The organism is Phytoactinopolyspora limicola, assembly GCF_011320225.1.
Taxonomy (GTDB): domain Bacteria; phylum Actinomycetota; class Actinomycetes; order Jiangellales; family Jiangellaceae; genus Phytoactinopolyspora; species Phytoactinopolyspora limicola.
On the sequence record NZ_JAAOEN010000001.1, the window covers coordinates 136044 to 159012 of the forward strand.

17 protein-coding genes and 1 tRNA gene are annotated in these 22969 nt (G+C 65.9%); 13 read left to right on the top strand and 5 right to left on the bottom strand.

Going from position 1 to position 22969, the window contains the following annotated elements:
• Nucleotides 1-345: 345 nt before the first annotated feature.
• Nucleotides 346-2967 (top strand): type I DNA topoisomerase, encoded by a 2622-nt coding sequence (topA, locus tag G8760_RS00805; protein WP_166345293.1) that lies wholly within the window; start codon nucleotides 346-348, stop codon nucleotides 2965-2967.
• 37 nt (nucleotides 2968-3004) lie between these two features.
• On the opposite strand, the gene G8760_RS00810 is transcribed toward topA, so the two are convergent.
• The gene (locus G8760_RS00810) at nucleotides 3005-4153 is read right to left on the bottom strand and encodes a serpin family protein (RefSeq protein WP_166347740.1); all 1149 of its coding nucleotides are present in this window, start codon (nucleotides 4151-4153) and stop codon (nucleotides 3005-3007) included.
• Between the two features lie 147 nt (nucleotides 4154-4300).
• Here G8760_RS00810 and G8760_RS00815 point away from each other — a divergent pair, with 147 nt between their 5' ends.
• The 3 genes from G8760_RS00815 to G8760_RS00825 are packed head-to-tail and all read left to right on the top strand — an operon-like array spanning nucleotide 4301 to nucleotide 7478.
• On the top strand, nucleotides 4301-5641 hold the full coding sequence (locus G8760_RS00815; RefSeq protein ID WP_166345296.1) for a glycoside hydrolase domain-containing protein: 1341 nt from the start codon (nucleotides 4301-4303) through the stop codon (nucleotides 5639-5641).
• 35 nt (nucleotides 5642-5676) lie between these two features.
• A complete protein-coding gene (gene tmk, locus G8760_RS00820; protein WP_207781883.1) occupies nucleotides 5677-6324 on the top strand; it encodes a dTMP kinase in 648 nt (215 codons plus the stop codon).
• Nucleotides 6321-7478, top strand: a complete 1158-nt coding sequence (locus tag G8760_RS00825; protein WP_166345302.1) for a DNA polymerase III subunit delta' — start codon at nucleotides 6321-6323, stop codon at nucleotides 7476-7478. The genes tmk and G8760_RS00825 overlap by 4 nt, the downstream gene beginning before the upstream one ends.
• Before the next feature lie 11 nt (nucleotides 7479-7489).
• On the opposite strand, the gene G8760_RS00830 is transcribed toward G8760_RS00825, so the two are convergent.
• Complete coding sequence (locus tag G8760_RS00830) at nucleotides 7490-8446, bottom strand: FkbM family methyltransferase (RefSeq protein ID WP_166345303.1); 957 nt, start codon at nucleotides 8444-8446, stop codon at nucleotides 7490-7492.
• Between the two features lie 178 nt (nucleotides 8447-8624).
• Between G8760_RS00830 and G8760_RS00835 the strand changes: the two genes are divergently transcribed.
• The 4 genes from G8760_RS00835 to G8760_RS00850 all read left to right on the top strand — a co-directional run bounded on the left by G8760_RS00835 (nucleotide 8625) and on the right by G8760_RS00850 (nucleotide 12484).
• Entirely contained in the window at nucleotides 8625-9542 is a 918-nt protein-coding gene (locus tag G8760_RS00835) for a regulatory iron-sulfur-containing complex subunit RicT (RefSeq protein ID WP_166347743.1), read from the top strand.
• The gene (locus G8760_RS00840; RefSeq protein ID WP_166345304.1) at nucleotides 9539-11095 is read left to right on the top strand and encodes an alpha/beta hydrolase; all 1557 of its coding nucleotides are present in this window, start codon (nucleotides 9539-9541) and stop codon (nucleotides 11093-11095) included. The genes G8760_RS00835 and G8760_RS00840 overlap by 4 nt, the downstream gene beginning before the upstream one ends.
• 29 nt (nucleotides 11096-11124) lie before the next feature.
• Nucleotides 11125-12324, top strand: a complete 1200-nt coding sequence (locus G8760_RS00845) for a L,D-transpeptidase (RefSeq protein WP_166345305.1) — start codon at nucleotides 11125-11127, stop codon at nucleotides 12322-12324.
• 84 nt (nucleotides 12325-12408) lie between these two features.
• Nucleotides 12409-12484: transfer RNA gene (locus G8760_RS00850), tRNA-Thr, on the top strand.
• A 364-nt stretch (nucleotides 12485-12848) separates the two neighbouring features.
• Here the strand turns inward: G8760_RS00850 and G8760_RS00855 are convergent.
• Complete coding sequence (locus tag G8760_RS00855; protein ID WP_166345306.1) at nucleotides 12849-13799, bottom strand: helix-turn-helix transcriptional regulator; 951 nt, start codon at nucleotides 13797-13799, stop codon at nucleotides 12849-12851.
• Between the two features lie 107 nt (nucleotides 13800-13906).
• Here G8760_RS00855 and G8760_RS00860 point away from each other — a divergent pair, with 107 nt between their 5' ends.
• From G8760_RS00860 to G8760_RS00880, 5 genes are all read left to right on the top strand, one after another.
• Nucleotides 13907-14389, top strand: a complete 483-nt coding sequence (locus tag G8760_RS00860) for a VOC family protein (RefSeq protein WP_166345307.1) — start codon at nucleotides 13907-13909, stop codon at nucleotides 14387-14389.
• Between the two features lie 635 nt (nucleotides 14390-15024).
• Nucleotides 15025-15546 carry a hypothetical protein gene (locus G8760_RS00865; RefSeq protein ID WP_166345308.1) on the top strand — a complete coding sequence of 174 codons (522 nt, stop codon included), beginning with the start codon at nucleotides 15025-15027 and terminating at the stop codon, nucleotides 15544-15546.
• 372 nt (nucleotides 15547-15918) lie between these two features.
• Nucleotides 15919-16701, top strand: a complete 783-nt coding sequence (locus G8760_RS00870; RefSeq protein WP_166345309.1) for a peptidoglycan-binding domain-containing protein — start codon at nucleotides 15919-15921, stop codon at nucleotides 16699-16701.
• A complete protein-coding gene (locus G8760_RS00875) occupies nucleotides 16698-17363 on the top strand; it encodes an ABC transporter ATP-binding protein (RefSeq protein WP_166345310.1) in 666 nt (221 codons plus the stop codon). Before G8760_RS00870 ends, G8760_RS00875 begins: the two co-directional genes overlap by 4 nt.
• A gap of 83 nt (nucleotides 17364-17446) precedes the next feature.
• Nucleotides 17447-18460, top strand: coding sequence for an FtsX-like permease family protein (locus G8760_RS00880; RefSeq protein WP_166345311.1), 1014 nt, complete (start codon nucleotides 17447-17449; stop codon nucleotides 18458-18460).
• A gap of 17 nt (nucleotides 18461-18477) precedes the next feature.
• On the opposite strand, the gene G8760_RS00885 is transcribed toward G8760_RS00880, so the two are convergent.
• Together G8760_RS00885 and G8760_RS00890 are read right to left on the bottom strand one after the other, a co-directional pair.
• Nucleotides 18478-19524 (bottom strand): alpha/beta fold hydrolase, encoded by a 1047-nt coding sequence (locus G8760_RS00885; protein WP_166345313.1) that lies wholly within the window; start codon nucleotides 19522-19524, stop codon nucleotides 18478-18480.
• Between the two features lie 109 nt (nucleotides 19525-19633).
• Nucleotides 19634-22864 carry a UvrD-helicase domain-containing protein gene (locus tag G8760_RS00890; protein ID WP_166345315.1) on the bottom strand — a complete coding sequence of 1077 codons (3231 nt, stop codon included), beginning with the start codon at nucleotides 22862-22864 and terminating at the stop codon, nucleotides 19634-19636.
• Nucleotides 22865-22969: the final 105 nt, after the last annotated feature.

The following is a 22969-nucleotide window of genomic DNA, read 5'->3' on the forward strand; positions in this document are numbered from 1 at the left end:
ACGAGCAGGCTCAGATCACGTTGACCCCGGGCAATGAGAGCTGGATTACCCCTCGATGGCCCACGCCAGATCCGCCGACGGTGGCCCGCACGAAACACCACACCGACCATCCTGGGGGCGGAGCCGGGGCCAGGTGTCGTACTATCGCCTGGGAGTAGGGCACCGTTGATCATGAGCTACCACACCCGGTCCGCTTGCCGCGATGGCGGTGGGATCGGCTAGATATGTCCGTGTTCGGCGCATCGTCGAGGCACGTTCGGGAACAACGTCGTATACCGTGCGTTGTCGATAGAGGGACCCAGAACACCGGAAATCCGGACTCTTGGGAGTAATTGAGGGGTTTTGATGGCACAGAACACCAACGGGGCGGGACGCCGCCTCGTTGTCGTCGAGTCGCCGGCGAAGGCCAAGACCATCGCCGGTTACCTTGGCGACGGCTACGTCGTGGAGTCCTCCCTTGGACACATTCGCGACCTCCCGTCGAAGAAGACCGACGTCCCGGCGACCAAACGCGAACGCTACGGCGACCCCGTCGGCGTCGATGTCCAAGGTGACTTCGACCCCCTCTACGTCGTTCCCGCTGGTAGGGCGAAGGAACAGGTCAAGAAGCTCAAGTCGCTGTTGAAGGACGCCGACGAGCTGTTGCTCGCCACGGATGAGGACCGCGAGGGCGAGGCCATCGCCTGGCACCTACGGGAAGAGCTCAAGCCCAAAGTCCCGGTGCGCCGGATGGTCTTCCACGAGATCACCCGAGACGCCATCCGCAATGCTGTTCAGAATCCGCGGGAGATCGACGAGGACCTGGTCGACGCTCAAGAGACCCGTCGCATCGTCGACCGTCTGTACGGCTACCAGATCTCCCCGGTGCTGTGGCGCAAGGTGACACAAGGCCTCTCCGCCGGGCGGGTCCAGAGTGTGGCCACCCGGCTGGTGGTCGACCGCGAACGCGAACGTATGGCCTTCACACCTGCGTCGTACTGGGATCTCACCGCCACCCTCGACACTCGCGGCGCCGACGATCCCAGCACCTTCGACGCCAAGCTGGTGTCGGTCGACGGTGCCCGGGTAGCTAGTGGCCGGGACTTCGATGCCGCCGGTCAGGTCAAGGGCCGAGGTAATGTCGTCGTCCTGGACGAGACACGGGCGCGGGCGCTGGCCGACGCCCTGACCGAAGCTCGCTACGAGGTCACGTCGGTCGAGGCCAAGCCGTATACCCGCCGTCCATATGCCCCGTTCCGCACTACCACTCTGCAGCAAGAGGCCTCCCGCAAGCTCGGCTACGGTGCGGCGCGCACCATGCAGGTCGCCCAGCGGCTGTACGAGAATGGCTACATCACCTATATGCGGACCGACTCCACCACCCTGTCCGACTCCGCCATCAACGCGGCGCGAACACAGGTCCGGGAGTTGTACGGACCCGCCTACCTGCCGGACGCCCCCAGGGTGTACGCCAGCAAGGTCAAGAACGCACAGGAAGCGCACGAGGCGATCCGGCCGGCCGGAGACTCTTTCCGCACCCCAGCCGAGACCGGCCTGCGAGATGACGAATATCGTCTCTACGAGCTGATCTGGATGCGTACCGTCGCCTCCCAGATGAAAGACGCCAAGGGCGAGACCTTGACGGTGCGGGTCGGTGCCACCGCCACCACGGGCGAGGCGGTCGAGTTCGGAGCGTCCGGCCGCACCATTACCTTCCACGGATTCCTCAAGGCCTACGTCGAGGGCTCCGACGACCCCGAAGCCGAGCTAGACGACCGCGAGAAGCGGCTGCCGCACCTGACCGAAGGACAAGGGCTCACCGCCACCGGGGTCGAGTCCGCCGGGCACACCACCAAACCACCCGCCCGCTACACCGAAGCGTCTTTGGTCAAAGAGCTCGAAGAACGAGAGATCGGGCGACCATCCACGTATGCCTCGATCATCCGAACCATCCTCGACCGCGGCTATGTGTTCAAACGCGGAAACGCTCTGGTGCCCGCATGGCTGGCCTTCGCCGTCGTGCGGCTGCTCGAGGAGCACTTCACCCGGCTCATCGACTACACGTTCACCGCCAAAATGGAGGACGTTCTCGACGAGATCGCCGCCGGGCGGGCCAATCGGGCCGCCGAACTGGGCCAGTTCTGGCACGGGGACGAGAAGATCGTCGGGCTGAAGAACCTCGCCGACAACCTCGGCGAGATCGACGCCCGCGGCATCTCGTCGTTCCCGATCGGCGACGGGGTCACGGTGCGTGTAGGCCGGTATGGGCCATACGTCGAAGACGCCGACGGCAATCGCGGCAGCGTTCCCGAGGATCTACCTCCTGACGAGCTCACCGTCGAGAAGGCGCGGGAGCTGGTCGAAGCGGGCAACGGTGACCGCGAACTCGGGATCCACCCGGACACCGGACGCACCGTCGTGGCCAAGGCCGGCCGGTACGGGCCGTACGTCACCGAGGTGCTGCCGGAAGACACTCCCAAGGGCACGAAACCGGCGACCGCCTCGCTGTTCAAGTCCATGAGCCTGGACACGATCACCCTCGACGAGGCGCTTCGGTTACTGACGCTCCCTCGAACGGTAGGCAAAGACCCTGAGGGCAAAGAGATCATCGCGGCGAACGGCCGGTACGGACCGTACGTCAAGAAAGGCACCGACTCCCGCTCCTTGCCCGACGAAGAGTCGTTGTTCACCGTCACCGTTGAGGAGGCCGAGAAGCTGTTCGCGCAGCCCAAGGGCCGCCGAGGCGCTCGGGCGGCCACTCCTCCCCTGAAGGAGCTGGGCAACGACCCCGGTAGCGGCAAACCACTGGTGGTTAAGGACGGGCGATTCGGTCCGTACATCACCGATGGTGAGGTCAACGTCACCGTGCCACGCGGCATGTCGGTGGAGCAGCTCAGCCTGGATCGGGCAGCCGAGTTGGTCGCGGAGAAGCGGGCCAAGGGTCCGGCGCCGAAGAAGCGCGCTCAGCGTTCGGGGTCGAAATCCTGAGCTGTCAGTTCCGAACGCAACGGCAGCGCGCGGGTGTTCAGGCCAGTTCGGCTTCGTCGACCCAACCGGCGAACAACACCAGGCCGCTAGCTCTATGCACGGCTAGAAAGCCGAACGGACGGTCGTAGGTGACTTGCAGGCCGCGGGCTTTGAACACGGGCATCGAGACCAGGTGAAGGCCGACCGCCGTGGTGGCTGCCGCCTCGAACCCTTGGGCGCTGAAGTACGCCACCGCGGATTGGCGGGCTTGGCCCACCCGGAGTGGCACGGATGAGATCCGGGAGAAGTGTCCGCGGTCGCCACGGCTGACCGTCCGCAGTCCGAAGACGGCGGGCAGCCGCAGCAGATCATGTTCGGACCGGACGGTGAACCTCGTGGTGGTGAGGGCCAGGCTGGGCCGCTGAGCGGCGATCACCGACACCCCGGGCGCCGGTCCGACGTCGGCGTCGATCAGCTCCGAGCCGTGCTGCACGCGGTGTTCACCGGCGAGCAGGCCGAAGGCCGCCGGCAGCACCTCACCCGGCGGGCGACCTTCCTCACCCAGCACGAGGTGGACGTCTAGCCCGTTGCCACCTTCGATCCGCGTCATCGTGAGGACTCCCGCCGGAGTGAGTGCGGCGCGTAGATCGTCGAGGGCCCGGGTGGTGCGCTTCAACCCCGCCACCTGCTGGCCACGCCATGGGCCGTCTAGTGGCCGCATCGGCTCGTCGGTGAAAGGGCGAGTCCAGGTGGTTCGAAGCGCGACAGCCGTCGCGAGAGTGAGCATCAAGTCGGGGTCGAGATCGATCGGGAACCGCTGGATCAGCCCAGCGGTGTGCTCTTGGGCCCAGCTGTCGAGGCGGGCACGGTCCGCCGCCGGATCACCGCTGAGTTCACCGACGGCGGCGGGCGGCAACTCGGCAGCCCACTCCGGGTTCAGGTGAGCGCGGGCGTGCGCCCACACACCCAAGGCGGCGTCGACGCCGTCGGTCTCGGCCATCAGGGTCAACGTCTCGCGGGCAGCCGTCGTACAGTCTCCGGCGGGCAGTCCAACCGCTGCGGCCAGCTCATCCCGGCCCGGCTCGTCGGCAGCGGCCGCCAAGATGGCGAGCAGGGGCCACGCACCTGCGCCGGACAGCACCGTTCCTCCGTCGACGTGGCGGGCCCACGAAGCTGTCAGCGCGTTCACGATCTTGGCGTGTTGCATACGCACGACACTAGTGTGCCGCACCGCACCCGTCTGGAACGTCGCCGCCTACCTCGCCATCCCGTTTGCTGGTGACGAATATGGCGACTATTAGTCATGTCATGTGACAAGATGATGTTTCGGCAGGTCTCGACGGGGGAGGACATCGTGACAGGCCATGGTTGTAAGACCCGGTTGGCCTACATCGGCGTAGGGGTTGTCGTCGCGGCGTCGGCCGTGCTCGGCCCTACCACCACTGCAAGTGCTGTACCCAGCAGCGACGCGGTGCACTATCCGGAAGGTTCGTCGGCTACCCGAGCCACGGGGCCCGGTTTCGACACATGTGTGGCACCCGGTCTCGACACCCTGCGGGCGTGGACGGCGTCCGAATACACCACCGTCAACGTCTACATCGGCGGGGTGAATCGCTCGTGTCGACAGCCGCACCTGACCCGGTCGTGGGTGCAGCAGGCGACCGCCATCGGCTGGTACCTCCTGCCGACCTATGTGGGCCGGCAGCCACGGTGTGTCATCGGCACCACGATGGGCACGTTCCCGGTGTCGGGCGGTAACGACGCCGGCCGGAACGATGCCGCCGACGCGGTGCAGCGGGCCGGCTCGCTCGGTCTACTCCCCGGCAGCGCCATCTACGCCGACATCGAGCACTACGATCACTCGGACCTGGCTTGCCGCGGATCCGTCGCCGACTATGTCTCCGGATGGAGCAGCACTCTTCACCGCAACGGCTATCTCGCCGGGGTCTACGTGCATCACGCGTCCGGGCTCCGCGACGTCGTCGCCAACTACAACTCGCCGCACCACACCCGGCCGGACGCGGTATGGATGGCCCAGTGGGACGGGAAGGCGTCACTCGGCTCCTGGCCAGGTACCCCTGCCGACCATTGGGCCCGGCAGCAGCGAGTGAAGCAATATCGCGGCGAGCATGCGCAGACGTGGGGTGGAGCCACGTTGCATATCGACAGCAACGTTCTCGACGCGCCGGTGGCCACCGTCGCCCGCGAATACCGGGTCACCAGCACCGTTCCCCTCAACGCCCGCACCGGCCCGGCCACGTCGTATCCGGTCGCCCATCGTCATCCTCCCGGGACCACGCTGTCGGTGGTCTGCCAGGGACGCGGCCAAACCATCGGCGGCACCCAGGTGTGGAATCGGCTCTCCTCCGGAGCGTGGGTCAGCGACCACTACGTCTCCACGCCGTCCAGCGGTGGGTTCAGCGAGGATGTCCCTCGGTGCACGTACCCTGGGCAGGTCCACAGCGGGATCCCCCTCAATACCCGTTCTGGCCCCGGTACCTCACATGATCTCGCCGGAGACCCGCTCCCGCACGGCTCGCTGGCCTGGGTGACCTGTCAGGCGCGTGGCTCCGACGTGTTCGGCTCCTCGGTATGGAATCAACTGGCCGACGGGCGTTGGGTCAGCGACCACTACGTGTCCACCCGTTCATCCGACGGATGGAGCACTCCCATTCCACGCTGTCCAGGACAGTAGCCCACGCTGTCGCTCGGCCTCGCTACGCTGGCGGGGTGACGGTGAATGACGACGCCCCCACCCCGACCCCTAGCGGGCTGTTCATCGCGTTCGAGGGCGGCGATGGTGTCGGCAAGTCAACCCAGGTAGCCCTGCTGGCCGACCAATTACGCGAGCACGGCCGTGACGTCATCGTCACCCGCGAGCCCGGCGATTCGCGCATCGGGCCACAGGTCCGCCAGATGCTCTTGGACGGCGACGAACTCGACGCCCGGGCCGAGGCGCTGCTCTTCGCGGCGGACCGCGCCGATCACGTCGTGTCGGTGATCGGCCCCGCCTTGCGTCGGGGGGCCGTCGTCATCACCGACCGGTACGTCGACTCGTCCATCGCCTATCAGGGCGTGGGCCGTGGGCTTGGTACTACCGAGGTAGCGGCGCTGTCCGAGTTCGCCACTCGTGGACTGAATCCCGATCTCACCATCGTCCTCGACCTCAGCGCGGCCGAGCGGCGCCGCCGGATGGGCAACCTCGAGCGCTTCGACCGCATCGAACGTGCTCCAGAGCAGATGCACGATGACGTACGCCGCACGTTTCTCGACCTCGCGGCGGCCCATCCCGAGCGCTACCTCGTGGTCGACGCCGCCCGCCCACCGGACGTCGTCGCCGCTGAGATTGCCGCCGCCGTAGAGAAGGTGAACACGTGAGCGTCTGGGACACCGTCATCGGGCAGTCCATCGTCCCGCTTCTGCAACGCACCGCCGCGGACGCGGCGTCGATGCTGGACGGTGGCTCGGCCGGAGCGATGACACATGCGTGGCTGTTCACCGGGCCACCCGGCTCGGGTCGGTCGGTGGCGGCGTGGGCATTCGCCGCCGCGTTGCAGTGCCCGAATGCCGGCTGTGGGCAGTGCGCCGAGTGCACGGAGGTGCGTGCCGGCACCCATCCCGACGTCGCCGCGTTGACCACGCAGGGGCTGAACATCCGGATCAGCCAGGTGCGGGAGCTGGTCCCCCGGGCCGCGCTCAAACCGGCCAAGGGTCGGTGGCAGATCGTCATCGTCGAAGATGCCGACCGGCTGGGCGAGGACGCTGCCGACGCGCTCCTGTTGTCGGTGGAAGAACCCCCCGAGCGTACGGTGTGGATGCTCTGTGCTCCCACCGCCGAAGACATCGTGCCCACTATTCGCTCGCGTTGCCGAGTGGTGCAGCTGCGCACCCCGCCATATGCGGATATCGCCACCTACCTCACCACCTCGGAAGGTGTCGACGCCGAGGTCGCGGCCTTCGCCGCCCGGGCCGCTCAGGGCCACATCGGCCGGGCCCGCGCGCTGGCTACCGACGCCGACGCCAGGGCCCGGCGCGAGGAGGTGTTGCGGCTGCCGTTCGCGCTGGACGACCTGCGTCAGTGCCTCGACGCGGCCGCCAGCCTCGTCGACACCGCCAAAGCCGACGCGGAGCGGCACTGCGACACCCTCGACGCACGTGAGGTCGAGGAGCTGAAGAAGGCGTTGGGGGCCGGGACAACCGGGCGCAAGCCGCGGCATCTCGACGCCGCCGTCAAGGATCTCGAACGGGAGCAGAAGTTGCGCCGCACCCGGGTCCAGCGAGATTCCATCGACCGCGCTCTCGTGGACGTTCTGGCGCTCTACCGCGACGTGCTCGTCGTACAGATGGGGGTCGGCGCGGAACTCGTGAACGACGAGATGCGGCCATCCCTCGACCGGCTGGCACGCTCTAGCAGCCCAGAGACGACCCTGCGTCGGATGGAGGCTATCGTGGCCGCCCGCGAGGCGCTCCTGGCCAACGCGGCGCCTCTGCTGACGCTCGAGTCCATGGCGCTGACCCTGCGCGAGGGATGAGACGGCGAGGCTCAGCCTCGCACGGAGATGCCGGCAGCGGCTAAATGGTCCGGTGTCCGAGTGGTGAACAGCCAGTCGCGGAACGGCTCCTCCGCTACGAGATGGTCATGAGCGGTCAGTACGTCCTCCTCGAACCGGTAGTACCGATAGCCGTGCGGATCGAGGGCGGCTTGGATGCCGGCCGTGTTGGCCCGGTCCGGCAGGACCTCACAGACGATGTCGGGCCGGTTGGCCTCGAGAAACTGCCGGCCGTTCTGCAGGACGATGTCTTCGGTGCCCTCGACGTCGATCTTCACGAGCGTCGCCACCCCCCGCGTGGCCCCGGGAATCGACTCGGCCACCGAATCGAGTGACCGTAGCGGAACGTGCACACCGCGCTCGAAATGCAGGTCGGTCGAGTAGAAGTCCGGCAGCGCGGATCCGCCGGCGCCGGTGTCCAGTTGGGCAGAGTCGCCATCCTTGCCGATTCCCTCGGTGTGGATGGTGATCCTGGTCAGCAGGTCGTTGGCCACCACGTTGTCCAACGCCGCCTTGGCTACCTCGGGCAGTACCTCGAACGCGTGGACGTCGGAGTCGTTCGATACTCGCGCCGCCAGAAGGGAGAAGATACCTGTGTAGGCGCCCACGTCGAGCACCAGCCGAGCGTCGCGGGCCAACTGGGCGAATACGTCGAGGGCGAGCTGGTCGGCCGGTTTCGGTCGGCGACCACGACCCCAGTACAGCTCTTTGGCGATGATGCACCGGTCCGGCCGTTGCATCACGAACGTCACACCGGCCATCCGGGCCTGGACCGACTTCACGTGGGCGGGGGCCGGGAGCCGCTCCTGGCTGATGCGGTCGCCGGCTACGGCCGCCACCACTCTCATGGCGCCATGCGGCAATCGCCATGAGAGCACCCTTTTAACCAACGCCTTGGTGCCGTGCCAGCTATGTCGGCGCCCAGCACCGCTCTGGTGGTAGTCGGTCATGTCGTCCGCCATTTCGGCTCTCGCATCCTCTCCGCCTGCGCCTTCGGTTATGGATACCTACTGCGACGCATTGGCCACGTCATAGGTTCCCGTCGACGTCGGACCGTCGCGACGACCCGCTGCTGGCAGGGCGAACGTGGCCCACAACACAACAGGCCGTATGGTGGCAGTTGTGGGCATGGTGATGGCGGTGACCTTCACCCGGTACGGGAAGCTCTACTACCTCGACCCGGGTGGGCATACCCCTCGGGTCGGTGACAAAGTCCTGGTCCCGACGGAGGACGGCCCCGAGGTGGCCGAGTGTATCTGGGCACCGCAGTGGGTCAGCGACGACATCGATGGGCTGCCCGTCTGTGCGGGTGTCGCCACCGACGAAGATCTCGCCCGAGACGAGCGCAACCGCCGACGGCGCGCCGAGGCGCGAGTGGTCGCGCGCCGGCTGATCCGCGACCACAGGCTGCCGATGAAGGTGGTCGGCGTCGACTTCGTCGACACCCGGGAAGATGTCGATCAGCTCATCACCATCTACTTCAGCGCACCTCAACGGGTCGACTTCCGCGATCTCGTCCGAGATCTCGCCCGCACCCTCCGGGCCCGGATCGACCTGCGCCAGCTCGGCCCACGAGACGAGGCCAGGGTCCAGGGTGGAGTGGGCCCCTGTGGCCGCGAGACGTGCTGCTCCACCTTTTTGAAGGACTTCGAACCGGTCAGCATTCGGATGGCCAAGGATCAAGACCTGCCGCTCAATCCACTCAAGATCTCCGGTGCGTGCGGGCGGCTGATGTGCTGTCTCAAGTACGAACACCCGCTCTACCAGGACTTCAAGGTCAGTGCGCCGGCGCTGGGCTGTGGCGTGGAGACCGACGACGGCGTCCAGGGAACTGTTGTGGGCTACAACGTCCCCGCGGAGACGGTGTACGTCCGCGACCGCGAGACCGGCCGTCGAGTGGCGTGTCCCAAGGCCAGTGTGTGCGGTTCACGTCAGGCCTACGAGGGCGCCGTCGCGGAGGGTATGCGGCCGACGTCGGACCTTCCGGACCCTCAGTCACCCGTCGACGGGGATACGGATGCCCCCACCACCGAGGAGAACTCGTGAACCGCCGGATCCTCCTACCGGTCGCGCTCGCCGTGGTCGCGGCCGCGGCATGCTCGACGGCGACCCCTCCGGACGGTCCACCGCCGCCGGAGATGCCGCCGGAGTCGACGCCGGCCCCGGACGCCACCGAGGGGGTGGCTGACGAGCTTCTGGAGTACTACACGCAGACGTTGGAGTGGGACGACTGTGACGACAGCTACCAGTGCTCCACGCTGACCGTCCCGCTCGACTACGACGATCCGAACGGCGCCGACATCGAGATCGCACTGCTGCGGGTGCCAGCCACCGGTGCCGAGCCGATGGGTTCGCTTGTCATCAACCCGGGTGGCCCCGGGGCATCAGGTATCGAATATGCACGCAACGCCCGCAACGAGGATGTCGTCGTCTCCCCGCACGTCCGTGAACGGTTCGACGTCGTCGGGTTCGATCCCCGTGGGGTGGGGACGTCGACGTCGATCGACTGCCTCGACGACGACGCACTCGATGAGTTCGTCGCGGAGCACTCCACTGCCGAAACCGACGACGGACTCACCGAGCTGGAAGCAAGCATCGACCGGTTCGCCTCGGCCTGCCGGGCCCGGTCAGGTGAGCTGCTGCCACACATCGACACCGCCAACGTCGCCCGTGATCTCGACGTCCTCCGGGCCGCCCTTGGTGACGAGACGCTGTACTACCTCGGCAAGTCGTACGGCACGTTCATCGGCGCGGTTTATGCCGATCTGTTCCCGGAGCGCACCGGACGTCTGGTGCTCGACGGCGCTGTCGACCCCGACCTCCCGGCCGAGGAGATCGCACTCGGCCAGGCCGAGGGTTTCGAGCAGTCGTTGAGCGCGTTCATCACCTGGTGCCTCGACGAAGACTGCCCACTGGGTGACGACGAGCAGGAGGCCCGCGACACACTCGACCAGCTGATCGCCGACACCGAAGAAGAGCCGCTGCCTACCAACGACACAGCCCGCCCCCTCACCCCGGCGCTAGCCTTCTACGGCATCATCCTGCCGCTGTATCTTCCCGCCGACGAGGGATACCCGGTGCTGCGGATGGCTCTGCAGAGTGCCGTCGAGGACGGCGACGGAGCCAATCTCCTCCAGCTGGCCGACTTCTACCTGGCGCGCAACCCGGACGGCACCTACCGGGGGAACCAGAACGAGGCGATCATCGCGGTGAACTGTCTGGATCGGCCCAGTGACACCACGGTCGAGGAAGCCCGCGATAGCGCCTCGGACTTCGACGAGCTCTCCCCCACGTTCGGCCGCTTCATGGCGTGGGCTGGCCTCACGTGTGCCGACTGGCCCGCCGAGTCCGACTACGACCCAGCCACGCTGACCGCGGCCGGGGCGGAGCCGATCCTCGTCGTCGGCACCACCGGCGACCCCGCCACGCCTTACCGGTGGGCCGAGTCCCTCGCCGAGCAGCTGGAGTCGGCCGTGCTGCTGACCTACGACGCCTACGTACACACCGCGTACCTGTCCGGCAGCGACTGCATCGATGCCGCCGTTGATGGCTACCTCGTCGACGGTGAGGTTCCCGAAGACGGACTCGTCTGTTCGTAACGTCGGCGGAAATCTGCACAATGGGCCATATGCGGCCTGCTGTGCGGAACCTTCTGATCGCCCTCGCTGGTGTCGGGGCCGCCGTCGCCCTGAGCAGCTGCGGCGGGGGCGACGACGGCACCCGGCAGGTTTCGGCGTTGACCCAGCTGACCGGAGCCGATGGTTCGGCGAGCTTCGCCGAACCGGTGACGCTGCGGGTCCGGGCCGGCCAGGTCGAGACGGTCGACGTCGTCTCAGCTGACGGGGTACCGCTGGACGGCTCGGTCGACGACGACGGACGCAGCTGGACCAGCGACACCCGCCCCGAGCCGGGCGCGAGCTACGACGTCGACCTCACCGCGACGGATCCGTTCGGCGGCACCCACACGTTCCGGGAGACCTTCGAGGTCGAGGATGTACCCGACGGCGAACGGCTCACCCTCACCATGCAACCCAGCAACGAGTCCGTCGTCGGCGTGGGAGCGCCCATCGTCGTCCGTTTCGAGCAGCCGATCACCGACCGCGCGACGATCGAACGCGAAATGTACGTCTCGTCCGACCCGCAGGTGGTTGGCAGCTGGCACTGGGTGAACGACTCCGAGGTACGGTTCCGGCCCGAGGAGTACTGGCCGGCCGGCACACACGTGGCTCTCGACCTCGAGTTCAACGGCGTACAGGCTGGTGACGACCTCTGGGGTGGACGTTCCTACCATCTCGAGTTCGAGGTGGGATCCGAGCACGTGGCCGAGGTCGACGCGGACACGCACACCATGACCGTCGCCATCGACGGAGAAACCACCCATACGTGGGACACCAGCCTCGGGGCTCCGGACTTCGCCACCCGCAACGGCACCTACGTCGTGCTGGAGAAGTTCGAGGAACGCAACATGACCTCGTGCAACGCCAACATCACCTGCGACCCCAGCGACCCGCACTACTACGACGTCGACGCCGACTGGGCGGTCCGGCTGTCCTACAGCGGCACCTTCGTCCACTCCGCGCCGTGGTCCGAAGGTTCCCAGGGTGCGGACAACGTCTCTCACGGCTGCATCAACCTCAACGACGCCAACGGCGAAACCTTCTTCGACCTGGTCCGGTACGGCGACATCGTGACCGTCACCAACTCCACCCGCGACGCGGACGATCTCGTAGCCCGGGGCGACCCCGGCATGGTGGACTGGAACCAGCCCTGGGCCGAGTACGTCGCCGGCTCCGCTCTCGGCGAGGAGATCACCACCCGGGAGCTGTGAGCCGAGCCCGGGGAACCGGACTCGATTCGGCGGGAGCGGGGTTGACGTCCTATACTCGTGCCTCGTGCTGGTCACCCGGCACAAGCCGCCTTAGCTCAGTCGGCAGAGCGATTCACTCGTAATGAATAGGTCGTCGGTTCGATTCCGACAGGCGGCTCCACCATTCATGCATGTCAGAACCATGCATGCTTTGTTCGCCACCCGGCGTTCAAGCACTTGATGGCACTAGCGTGGCACATGCGAGCGGACGGGTAGCGTCACGGCGCCCGCTCCCGAACCGATCACCGAACGCCTCGAGCAGGAACGCGGAAGAGCCAGCAGTTCCTCCCGGGTCATCGTCTTAGATTTCGTGCTAACGGTAGCCTTACGTCCGTGCTAACGGCAGCGTTACCTCCGTGCTAGCGGTAGCGTAGGGCCTCATGGCCGAATATCAGCGACGGCTCCTGCACACAGAACTCGACGTCGGCAGGTTCACCCGCCATGATCCTCTGGGTTATTCGACGCAACCGGCGCGGCGCCAGCGGTCAGTTCGTCGTGTTTCGGGCGGCGGTTAGCCGTTCGGCGATTTCCTGTGCCGCATCGTCGAGCTCGACGGGTCCGATGATGCGGAACGGTGCATTGAAGCGCAGCACATACGTGACAAGTCCCGTCCACGACCAGGAGCCGGCGGTGACCAAGGCGGTGTGGCCGGAGGTTGGCTCGACCTGCCCATCCCGGATCCACGGTACGACCTCACGCGCGGGCAGAGATATCTCGAACTGCCCCACGCAGGGCCACTGATTCGCGTCGTCCGAGCCTTTCGCGCGCGCACCGACGAATCCTCCGGCATCGCCAGTAGGCACCGGCCGGGGAACGAAACGGGAACCTGCCGGGTAGCGGGGCGACATCCGGTCGAGCCGGTAGATGCGCCAGTCGTCGCAGTCGATGTCCCACGCCACGAGATACCAGCGGGCGTTCCGAGCGACGAGTCCGTGCGGCTCGGCGTGGCGGGGCGGGGCTTGTGGGTCGCCGTAGCCGAAGCGCAGGGTCATCCGGCCTCTGACCGCGTCGCTGACCGCTTCCAGCACCGCTGGGTCAACCAGTTCGGCGCTGTCCGAACCGGTGAACCGTACTCTGTCGATCCGTTGCCGCAGCCGTGACGGCATAACCTGTCTCACCGTCACCAACGCCCGCTGAGCCGCTTCCTCGATGTCGACCCCGCTGGCCGAGGCGCTCTGCAGGGCGACGGCGATCGCCACAGCCTGATCGTCGTCGAACAGAAGCGGCGGCAGCTCCGAGCCGGCCTCCAGCCGGTACCCACCATCGGGCCCCTTCACCGCCCCGATCCGGTAACCCAACTCGCGTAGCCGCTCGACATCGCGCCTGACCGTGCGCGTCGTCACCCCGAGCCGATCGGCGAGCACCTTGCTCGGCCAATCCCGTCGCGCCTGAAGTAGCGACAGCAGGGTGAGCATCCGCGAAGAAGGAGCACTCATGTCGCCATCCTCGCTGGAGTAGCGGACAAAATCTGTCCCATACGGCTGTCAGGCTGCTTGTGGGCATGGCGCCCGTTACCCGTAACGACGAACCACAAGGAGACATCGTGCCCCTCACCACCACCACACACCTGAACTTCCCCGGAACCGCCCGCGCCGCGCTCGACTTCTACCAGAGTGTCTTCGGCGGTCAGGTCATCGCCACCACCTACGGCGATCTCGGTATGCCACCGGAAGCCCCCGACGCCGACAAGATCGTCTTCGGGCAGCTCCACGCCGACAATGGCTTCCAGGTCATGGCGTACGACATCCCCGGATACACCGAGTCCTTTGCTGGCGCTACCCGCCGCGAGCATGGCGTCACGATCACGGACCGTCCGTTCTTTCTCTCCGTCCGAGGCGACACCCTCGCCGAGATTACGACTTACTGGAACGCACTCAACGAAAGCGGCACCGTCGTCGAACCCCTCGCCGCCTCAGCATGGGCCCCCGGCTTCGGCATGCTCACCGACCGCTTCGGGGTCACCTGGATCCTCGACGTCCAGCCCGCTCCCCAGGCTGACGGCCCGTGGCGGGTATCAGCGCGCTGATCGGTGCCGACGACGAGTCCATCGGCGACCGACAACGTCATCACGCTCCGTTACATTTGAGCGTGGCAGTGCGGGCCGAGTGTCATGTTCGACGCAACGCGGCCAATCTTCATTGACCTATCGACTCCGTCTTGCCAGCATGTGACGACCAGCTTAAGATCAAACTTACACACGGTCAGGTCACGAGGGGGCCGCGGCAAAGGGATTGCCAGCGCTGTTGCAGACCGTAACTCTCGGTGAGGGGAAGCTCAGAATGACGACAAACCAAAGCACGCGTCTAACCTCGCGCGTTGCGGCAGTCACAGGCGCCGTCGCGCTGGTGGTGGCGCTCAGCAGCGCACCGGCCCATGGTGCGAGTAGAAGCGGGGGGATCGATATTGCTCCAACGGAGCCATTGTCGGCACCGAAGCCCACGCATCAGGGAATACCCACTATATCCATCGACGTAATACAGCTACAAGGGGCGACATGTTCAACCAGGGTGGAGGCTCAGTCCGCACCTATTGGTCTGGCTGGACAAGCATCTACAATAGCTCCGGCTCAGCATGGTATGTCCAAAACGGGAGCATGAACTTCATCGGATACGCCCTCTCGAAGTGCAGTCCGCCAGCGTGAGGCTTACTATTGGCCCAATCGTGGCCGCGACCCTAGTCGCGGCCACAGTGGCCTGTTCAGGCCAGCATGACGATGCTGACGATACACAGGCACAGGGCGAAGCTTCGAGTGGTTGGAGCGGTGACTACGCTACCGACATGACGCGCTGTCTGTCCGACAAAGGTTGGGACGTGGCAGCCAATGAGCAAGGCGGAGTAAGTTACGAACTTCCTAGCGACCAGGAAGAAAGATTCTACGAAGATTCGGATCAGTGCCTCAAGGAGATCGGTTACGATGACGATGCATTCTTCACCACCGAGTACCTTGATCGAGACTATGACCTAAGAGTGGAAAACGCCGCGTGTATCGAAGCTTTAGGGTATGAATTACCCGATGCCCCGAGCCGACAGGCATTCATAGATCAGACCATCAATGACCGGTTCGCTTCATGGGAGCCAATACTCGATGTCATCGAGATTCATGGCCGGGAAGCATCTGAGCATGCACAGCGAGCCTGCGAACGACCCGAGCCATCAGACGTCCTGCGCGAGATCCGAGACTAGGGAGCAGATTGTGGATCTTGGCGGACACCGGCAATGAGGCTGAGTGTTGTTACGGGTGTGGCCATCGGCCTAGTCATCGGTGGTGTGGCTGGGGCATGGGCCGGCGATGTTCTGTTGCGCCCAGCTCCAAACGTTCTGGCGTCTCCCGGATACACGGTCGTTGAAGCTCGGACGGGTGAAATTGGGCAGTCTTTCCGGCTGAACGCGTCGGCACAATGGATGGCTCGGCCGGTGGCGGCGAACCAAGCCAAAGGAACACTCACAAGCATCGATCTCGACAATGGCACGTGGGCAGAGGCCGGGACGGTCCTGTATCGGGTCGACCTCCGCCCAGTTGTCGCCGCGGCCGGCCAGGTACCTGCGTTTCGTGATATGTCCCGCGGGGATCGAGGGGACGATGTTGCGCAGTTACAGGAGTTCCTCACCGACATCGGCCACTACGAGGACGCCACCGACGGCCGGTACGGGGAAGCGACATACTGGGCAGTGCGTTCGTGGCAGGAAGAGCTGGGGGTTCCCGTCGATGGTGTAGTCCGCCATGAAGACGTGGTATTTGTTGACAGCCTTCCGGCACGGCTGGCACTCGATCCGAGTTTGGAAGTCGGCATGACGCTTGCCGGAGGCGAACCCGCCGCCCAGCGCCTCGACAGCGAGCCGGCGTTCGTCATCAACCTGCCTGAAGGGCAGGCACAATGGGTTCACACTGGTCAAATAGTCGAAATTGATCAGTCGGGATCGCAGCCATGGTTGGCAGAGATCGCTAGCATCGGCTTCGACGACGAGACAGCCCAACGCTACGCCGAACTTGACGCAGCGTCTGGTGAGTCGATCTGTGGCGACGAGTGCGACGTGGTTCCGCTCGGCGACGCCAGCCTGTTTCCAAGCATGATTCAAGTCGTTCCCGATACCGAAGGCACCATCGTGCCAATTGCGGCTCTAGTGACCGATGCGGCAGGTTCGACAGGGGTCATACGCGAATCTGGCGACTTCCATCCAGTCGACATGGTGGAGTATGCGTCCGGGCTCGCGGTGGTCGAGGGGTTGGACGCTGGAAGTCGGGTACGGGTTCCCGGCGACGTGGGCCAGCAGGTGCCCGATGATCAAGCTCCGGATGCACCGGCTGACGCTGACTCCAAGACCGAGGATTCATCATGACGTCAGCACCGCCTCTGAGCGCGGTCGAACTCGGCTTCTCTTACCCCAATGGAGTTCAGGTCATCACCGGGTGGACCTCGACGTTTCCGGCCGGATCTATGACGGCGCTCACGGGCCCATCCGGCAGCGGCAAGTCGACCCTTCTCTACGTGCTTGGGCTCATGCAACGCCACCAGACTGGTGACCTGCTGCTACATGGACGGCCGGTGGCCGGACTCTCAGATGCCGAACGCGCTCGGCTACGCGCCCACCAGTTTGGGTTCGTCTTTCAAGACGCCGCCCTGGATCCAACGCGGTCAGTCCTCGACAACGTCGTCGAGACCGCGCTCTATCGCCGTCAATCACGCAAGGCTGCCGTCTCCAACGCACATACCCTGCTGGAGCGTTTTGGAGTGGCGCTACGGGCTTCACACCGACCGGGTGAGATCTCCGGAGGCCAGGCACAGCGGATAGCCCTATGTCGGGCGTTGCTGGCTCAGCCTAGGATCATCCTCGCCGACGAGCCGACCGGCAACTTAGATCCGGCTAGCCGGGACCTCGTCGTTGCAGCGCTAAGGAAACAGGCCGAGCAAGGCTCGTGCGTGATCATCGCCACCCATGATCCGCTTGTCGCCCAGGCTTGTCACCGGCATGTGGCCCTGGATGGTCAGCAGTGCGCATAGTTGCCCAGATACTGCGCGAGTCGGCACTCTCAGCCCGCAGCCAGCCGGTGACGAGCTTGTTAACCGTGGTTATGGTGGCGGGCATGTGTGTAGCAGTGCTGCTCACTACCGGACGAAACGTGGCGGCCGAGACGGCGGTCCTCGGCCAACTTGACGCCGCAGGTACTCGTAGCATCGTCGTACGCGCCGACACAACCGCCAACATCACCACAGCCATCCTTGGTCACCTTGACGCCGTCGATGCCATCGACGAGGCCATAGGTTTCGGACCAGTAACAGATGCTCGTAATGCCGCCATTTCTGAAGGCGACGCCGTACCGGTGCGCACCGCCTATGGCCGGTTTGGGGGCGCCGCGCTCGAAAGCGGAGCGCGCGACGACACAGCCCTCGCGTCGACAGCCGGCGCTGAAGCACTGGGGCTGGTCGACGGAACCGGCGGCATCATTACCGCTGGAGGCCGCAGTCTCACTGTGACGGGCGGCCTGGCCGTGCCCGACCATGCCGCCTTTCTTGAACCCCTTGTCATCGTCCCCGCTAGTCTTTCCATGCGCGGCGGACCCAACTCTGGCGAGCCTCTGACCGTGCTCGTGGTGCTGGTCGACCAACCACACAACGTATCGACGGTGGCCGATGTCATTATGGGTTTACTCGCCGACACCGATCCATCCCGAGTCACGGTGGAGACCTCGGGACAACTCGCGGATCTCCGGGCCGCGGTTGGAGGTGAGTTGGATACCTACGGCCGCACCACGGTGCTCGGCATACTCGCGATATCCGCGTTCCTCGTGGCCATCAACCTCTTTGGGCTCGTCGTCCTCCGTCGCAAAGACTTCGGTCGGCGCCGCGCACTCGGTGCCACCCAGGGTTTGATCGTCGTACTACTCCTTTCCCAAGTCTGGCTACTCAGTGTGGTGGGCGCCACGCTTGGAACCGCGCTAACCGTTGTCATGCTGGCCGCGAACGGCCAAGAGTCTCCCGGGCTCGACTTCACTCTTGCTGTGGGCATCGCAGCCGTCTTAACGGCTATCGTCGCGGCGCTCGCCCCGGCGGTCGCCGCCGCCTGCCGCGACCCGTTGCACGAGCTCCGGGTGCCGTAACGAGCCAGGGGTCGTCGTCAGTTCGCGGATAGGTCGGGTGCCGGTGCGGCCAGCAGCTCTTTGATGCCGGCGTCGATGAACGCGGTGTCATCGGGGTTGGCGCCGCCGCCGGCGAAATGGCCCCAGACCCCCGGAATGACACGTAGCTCGGCATCGGGAACATGCTCCGCGGCCCACCGCTCGTCTTCCGGCGGGAAGTACAGGTCTTTCTCCGCGGGCATGATCAGCGCCTTGGCCCGGATCGAAACCAGCGCGGCAGCAACATCCCCACCAAATCCGGGGCTGGCGCCGACGTCGCCGTTCTGCCAGGTGTCGAGCATGCAGAGCAAGTTGTTGACGTCGCGTTCGTCGAGGAAGAACCCCTCCCAGAACCCTACGAGGAAGTCCTCAAGCGACGTGAACCCAAGCTGCGTGTAGAGCTTGTCCCAGTAGAACGCCTGGGAGAAACCCCAGCCGGCGTAGACCCGCGCCGCGGCCCGCAGCCCGGTAGTGGGTTGCTCGGTGTACCAGCCACCTTGGTAGGCGCCATCAGCGGTCAGCGCTGCCTTGACGCCCTCCAGGAACACGATGTTGTGCAGGCTGGTTTTGCTTGACCCGCAGAACGGCACGATCCGCTCCACCATGTCCGGGTGGCTGACGGCCCATTGGTAGGTCTGCCCGGCGCCCATGGACCAGCCGGTGACCATCACCAGGCGCTCGATACCGAAGTGTTCGGTGACGAGCCGGTATTGCGATTCCACGTTGTCGCGGACGTTGATCCGGGGGAACCGGGCCCGATCGTAGGGCGGCGGCGTGTTGGACGGCGACGACGACAACCCGTTGCCCAGCATGTTGGGCACGATGATGAACCACCGTTCCGGGTCTAACCCCATACCGGGCCCGATGAGCCATTCGTTCTCCCAGTGCCGACCGGAGTACCAGGTGGGGTAGACGATGGCGTTGGATTTGTCCGCGTTGAGCGTGCCGTACGTCTTGTAGGCGACCCGCGCCGGTCGCAGCGTCAGGCCACATTCCAGGGTGAAGTCCGGGATCTCGAAGACCTCGTAGTCGGTTCGATCCGTCATCATCCGGTCCTCTCGCCGCTCCAAGAATTACCGCAATGAAAATATTGTGAGTTGAAACATAACTTACATCGGCCGCCGCCGGTAGGCTGACGTCCTCATTCCGGAATGGTCACAGGAGTGAGAGCTGCTGACCTCGAGAGCGACGACGGTCCTCCCCGTCGTCGACCCGCTCACACACCGCCGGGTCGAGCGCCTGGAGGAATGGCGACGGTCTCGGCTCCAACTCCTGGCCACGCCAGGTGCGTCGGTCGGCGCGGCTCAGGTAGAGCAGCCGCTGCGCACGGGTCATCCCGACGAACAACAGCCGGCGTTCCTCGGCGACATGTTCGTCGTCTATGTCCTGCCCCGGCCATCGCAGCGGCAACAACCCGTCCTCACATCCCACGAGGAACACCACCGGAAACTCGAGACCCTTGGCGGCGTGCAGGGTGAGCAACGAGATCCGATCGGCCCGCGGATCGAGCACGTCCACCTCGGCACCAACCAGAAGCTCGCGCCGGAACCGCTCCTGGTCGGATCCACACTCACTGGCCAGGGGAGTGAGCAGGTCCAACGCTGAGTACACCTCGGAAGTACGCTCCTGCCGCTCCGCTCGAGGAGCACGTTCCACGGTGATCTCCGCCGCCCGCCGCAACCCGGTGAGCAGGTCCGGCGCCGAACTTGCCGCCGACACGAGAGTTAGCTCGTTCAGCAACGCCCGCACCCCAGGACGTTCCACGATTCGGTCGTGGGAATGTTTCTGGAACGGATAACCCGCTCTCGTCAACGCCTCTACCAGGACCCCGGACTGGGCAGACGTCCGATAGAGCACCGCGATGTCACCGAACCCGATAGTCCCCGAACCGTCTCCGTCGACGCGGCCACTGTCGCGCGAATGGAACGACGACCCACCGAGGATCTGGTCGATGGTCCGGCTGACGAACGCCGCTTCGGCCTGGTCGGTGTCCGCCCGGTACACCCCGATCCGCGCCGGATCCGGCTCGTCAGCCATCGGATCGAGCACCCGGCCGGGCACCAGGGTGGATGGCCGCACCACCTGCATGGCACCGGTCAGGATGGGTGCACTCGACCGGTAGTTGCGGGATAGGTGGACCACCTCGGCGGACGGGAAGTCCTGCTCGAATCGGAGGAAGAACCCTACGTCGGAGCCGCGGAAGCGGTAGATGGCCTGATCCGGGTCACCAATCGCGGTGATGTTGCCGCCGGCCGGGGCCAGCATCCGCAACAGCCGGTACTGCACGGCATCCACGTCCTGATACTCGTCGACGCAGATCCACGGGTACCTGTCCCGGACCGTCGCCGCGAGCTGCGAATCCGACTCCAGAAGGTCGACCGGCGCGGCGACGAGGTCGTCGAAATCGACGAGGTCCAGCTCACGTAGCCGGCCCAGATATCCGTCGAGCGCCTTGGCCACCTCGGGATCCACCGGTTGCGGACTACGCCGGACCCGGGACAGCTCCGGCACCATGTCACGGGCCGCCCGGTCGTCGCCCAGCACTTCGGCCAGCACCGCGAGTCGGCGCTCGTCGTCGGCGATGCCGAAGTCAGCTGTCAGGCCCAGCCGGTGGTGCTCGGCGCGGAGGAGGTCCAGCCCGAACGCGTGGAACGTGGTCACCGTCACCGCGGCCGCCCGGTCGCCGAGCAGCCGGTGCAGCCGATCCTTCATCTCGGCCGCCGCCTTCCGGGTGAAGGTGATAGCCAGGCACTGTTCGGGCGCCACCGAGTGGTCGTCGATCACATGTGCGATCCGGTGGGTCAGCGTGCGGGTCTTTCCGGTTCCGGGCCCGGCGATGATCAACAGCGGCCCGCTCCGGACGGCCGCCGCAGCCCGCTGCTCCGGGTCGAGCGCGGCGAGCAACGCGGGCACCCGCGGATCCGCGGCTGGTGTCGGGTCAGTGGCGGATACGCCGTCGCCCGGCGTGTCCCACAGCCCCGGAGAGGTGTCTGGCTCGGCCGATCCCATCGGAATGGTCGCCTGCTCTGGTCGCGCTGGCGTCACGGACGAAGTGGCGTCTCGCGGACGACGACGTTCAGCCGGCGCGGCGGCCGGTACGTCGTCGAACAACGCCGGTGCCTGCCAGTGCCGGACCTCGTGCAGCTCACCCGGATCGAACAGGCGGATGGTGCCGTACTCACCGTCGTATCCGGCGTCGCGGATAACTTGACCGCGGCGCAGCCGGCGGATCGCCTCCGCCAGCTGTGGCGAGCCACGTTCCAGGTCCTCCACCGGTACGTCGTCGAGGATGCCCAGCTCCGGGCCGTGTGCGGCGGTCAGCGTCGCGATCTCCCGCTGCACTCGCTTGCTCTTCGGGCCGACTCCGAGCAACTCGCCCATAATCTCCGGCAGCGGGATCAGGCTGCGGAAGCCGGCCACGCCGTCGGGCCGGAACCCGACGGGCCGGTCAGCGAGGTCGTCGACCCGGCTCAGCACACCCACCGTGACGGGTTTGCCACATTCGGGACACGCCCCTCCGAGCTGGCGGGTCTCGTCCGGGCGCAGCCGCACCTGACACTTACGGTGGCCGTCATGGTGGTATTTGCCCTCTTCGGGGAAGAACTCCACCGAGCCGAGAAAACCTTTTCCGGTCTCCAGCGCCCGACGTACCGCGTAGTAGTCGAGGTCGGTGTCGAAACGGCTCGCCTCACGGCCGAGGATCGGTGGCGAATGCGCATCCGAGTTGCTCACCAGCCGGTACCGGTCCAGCGCGGAGACCCGCCAGATCATCTCCGGATCAGCTGATAGACCCGTCTCCAGCGCGAAGATGTGTCCGGCCAGATCGAGGTAACAATCCTCGACCGCGTCGAAGCCGGCTTTGGAACCAAGAACCGAGAACCACGGTGTCCAGATATGCGCCGGCACCAGGTACGCGTCGGTGCTGCACTCCAGGACGATCTCCAGGAGGTCGCGAGAGTCGAGCCCCAGGATCGGCCGCCCGTCGGAGCCGATGTTGCCAATGGCACCCAGCCGGCGATTGAACTCGGCGGCAGCGTCGAAATGGGGCAGGTAGACGAGATGGTGGACCTTCCGGGTCCGCTCGGCCCGTTTGTAGATGGTGGAGATCTCGACCGACAGCATGAACCGCACGTCGGCGACGCAGCTGGGCGGGAGGTCGCGATCGATCTGGCGCTCCAGGTCGGGCCGGAGCCGGAACACACCGGGCTCGGCCGGCACGAGGTTCTCTTGCAGATGGGCGAACCAGGCCGGGTGGGTGACGTCGCCGGTACCGACGAGGCTGATGCCCTTGCGCTTGGCCCACCAGGTCAGATGTTCGAGGTCGCAATCCTTGCTACAGGCCCGGGAGTACTTCGAGTGGATGTGCAGGTCGGCGTAGAAGCGCACCCTGGGAATCATGCCACGCCGGGCCTCCAGCGCCGGAGGGTGCCCGGGCGCGGCACAGACGTCGACCGGAGAGGTGAGCCCCCACCACCGAATGGCCGTATGATG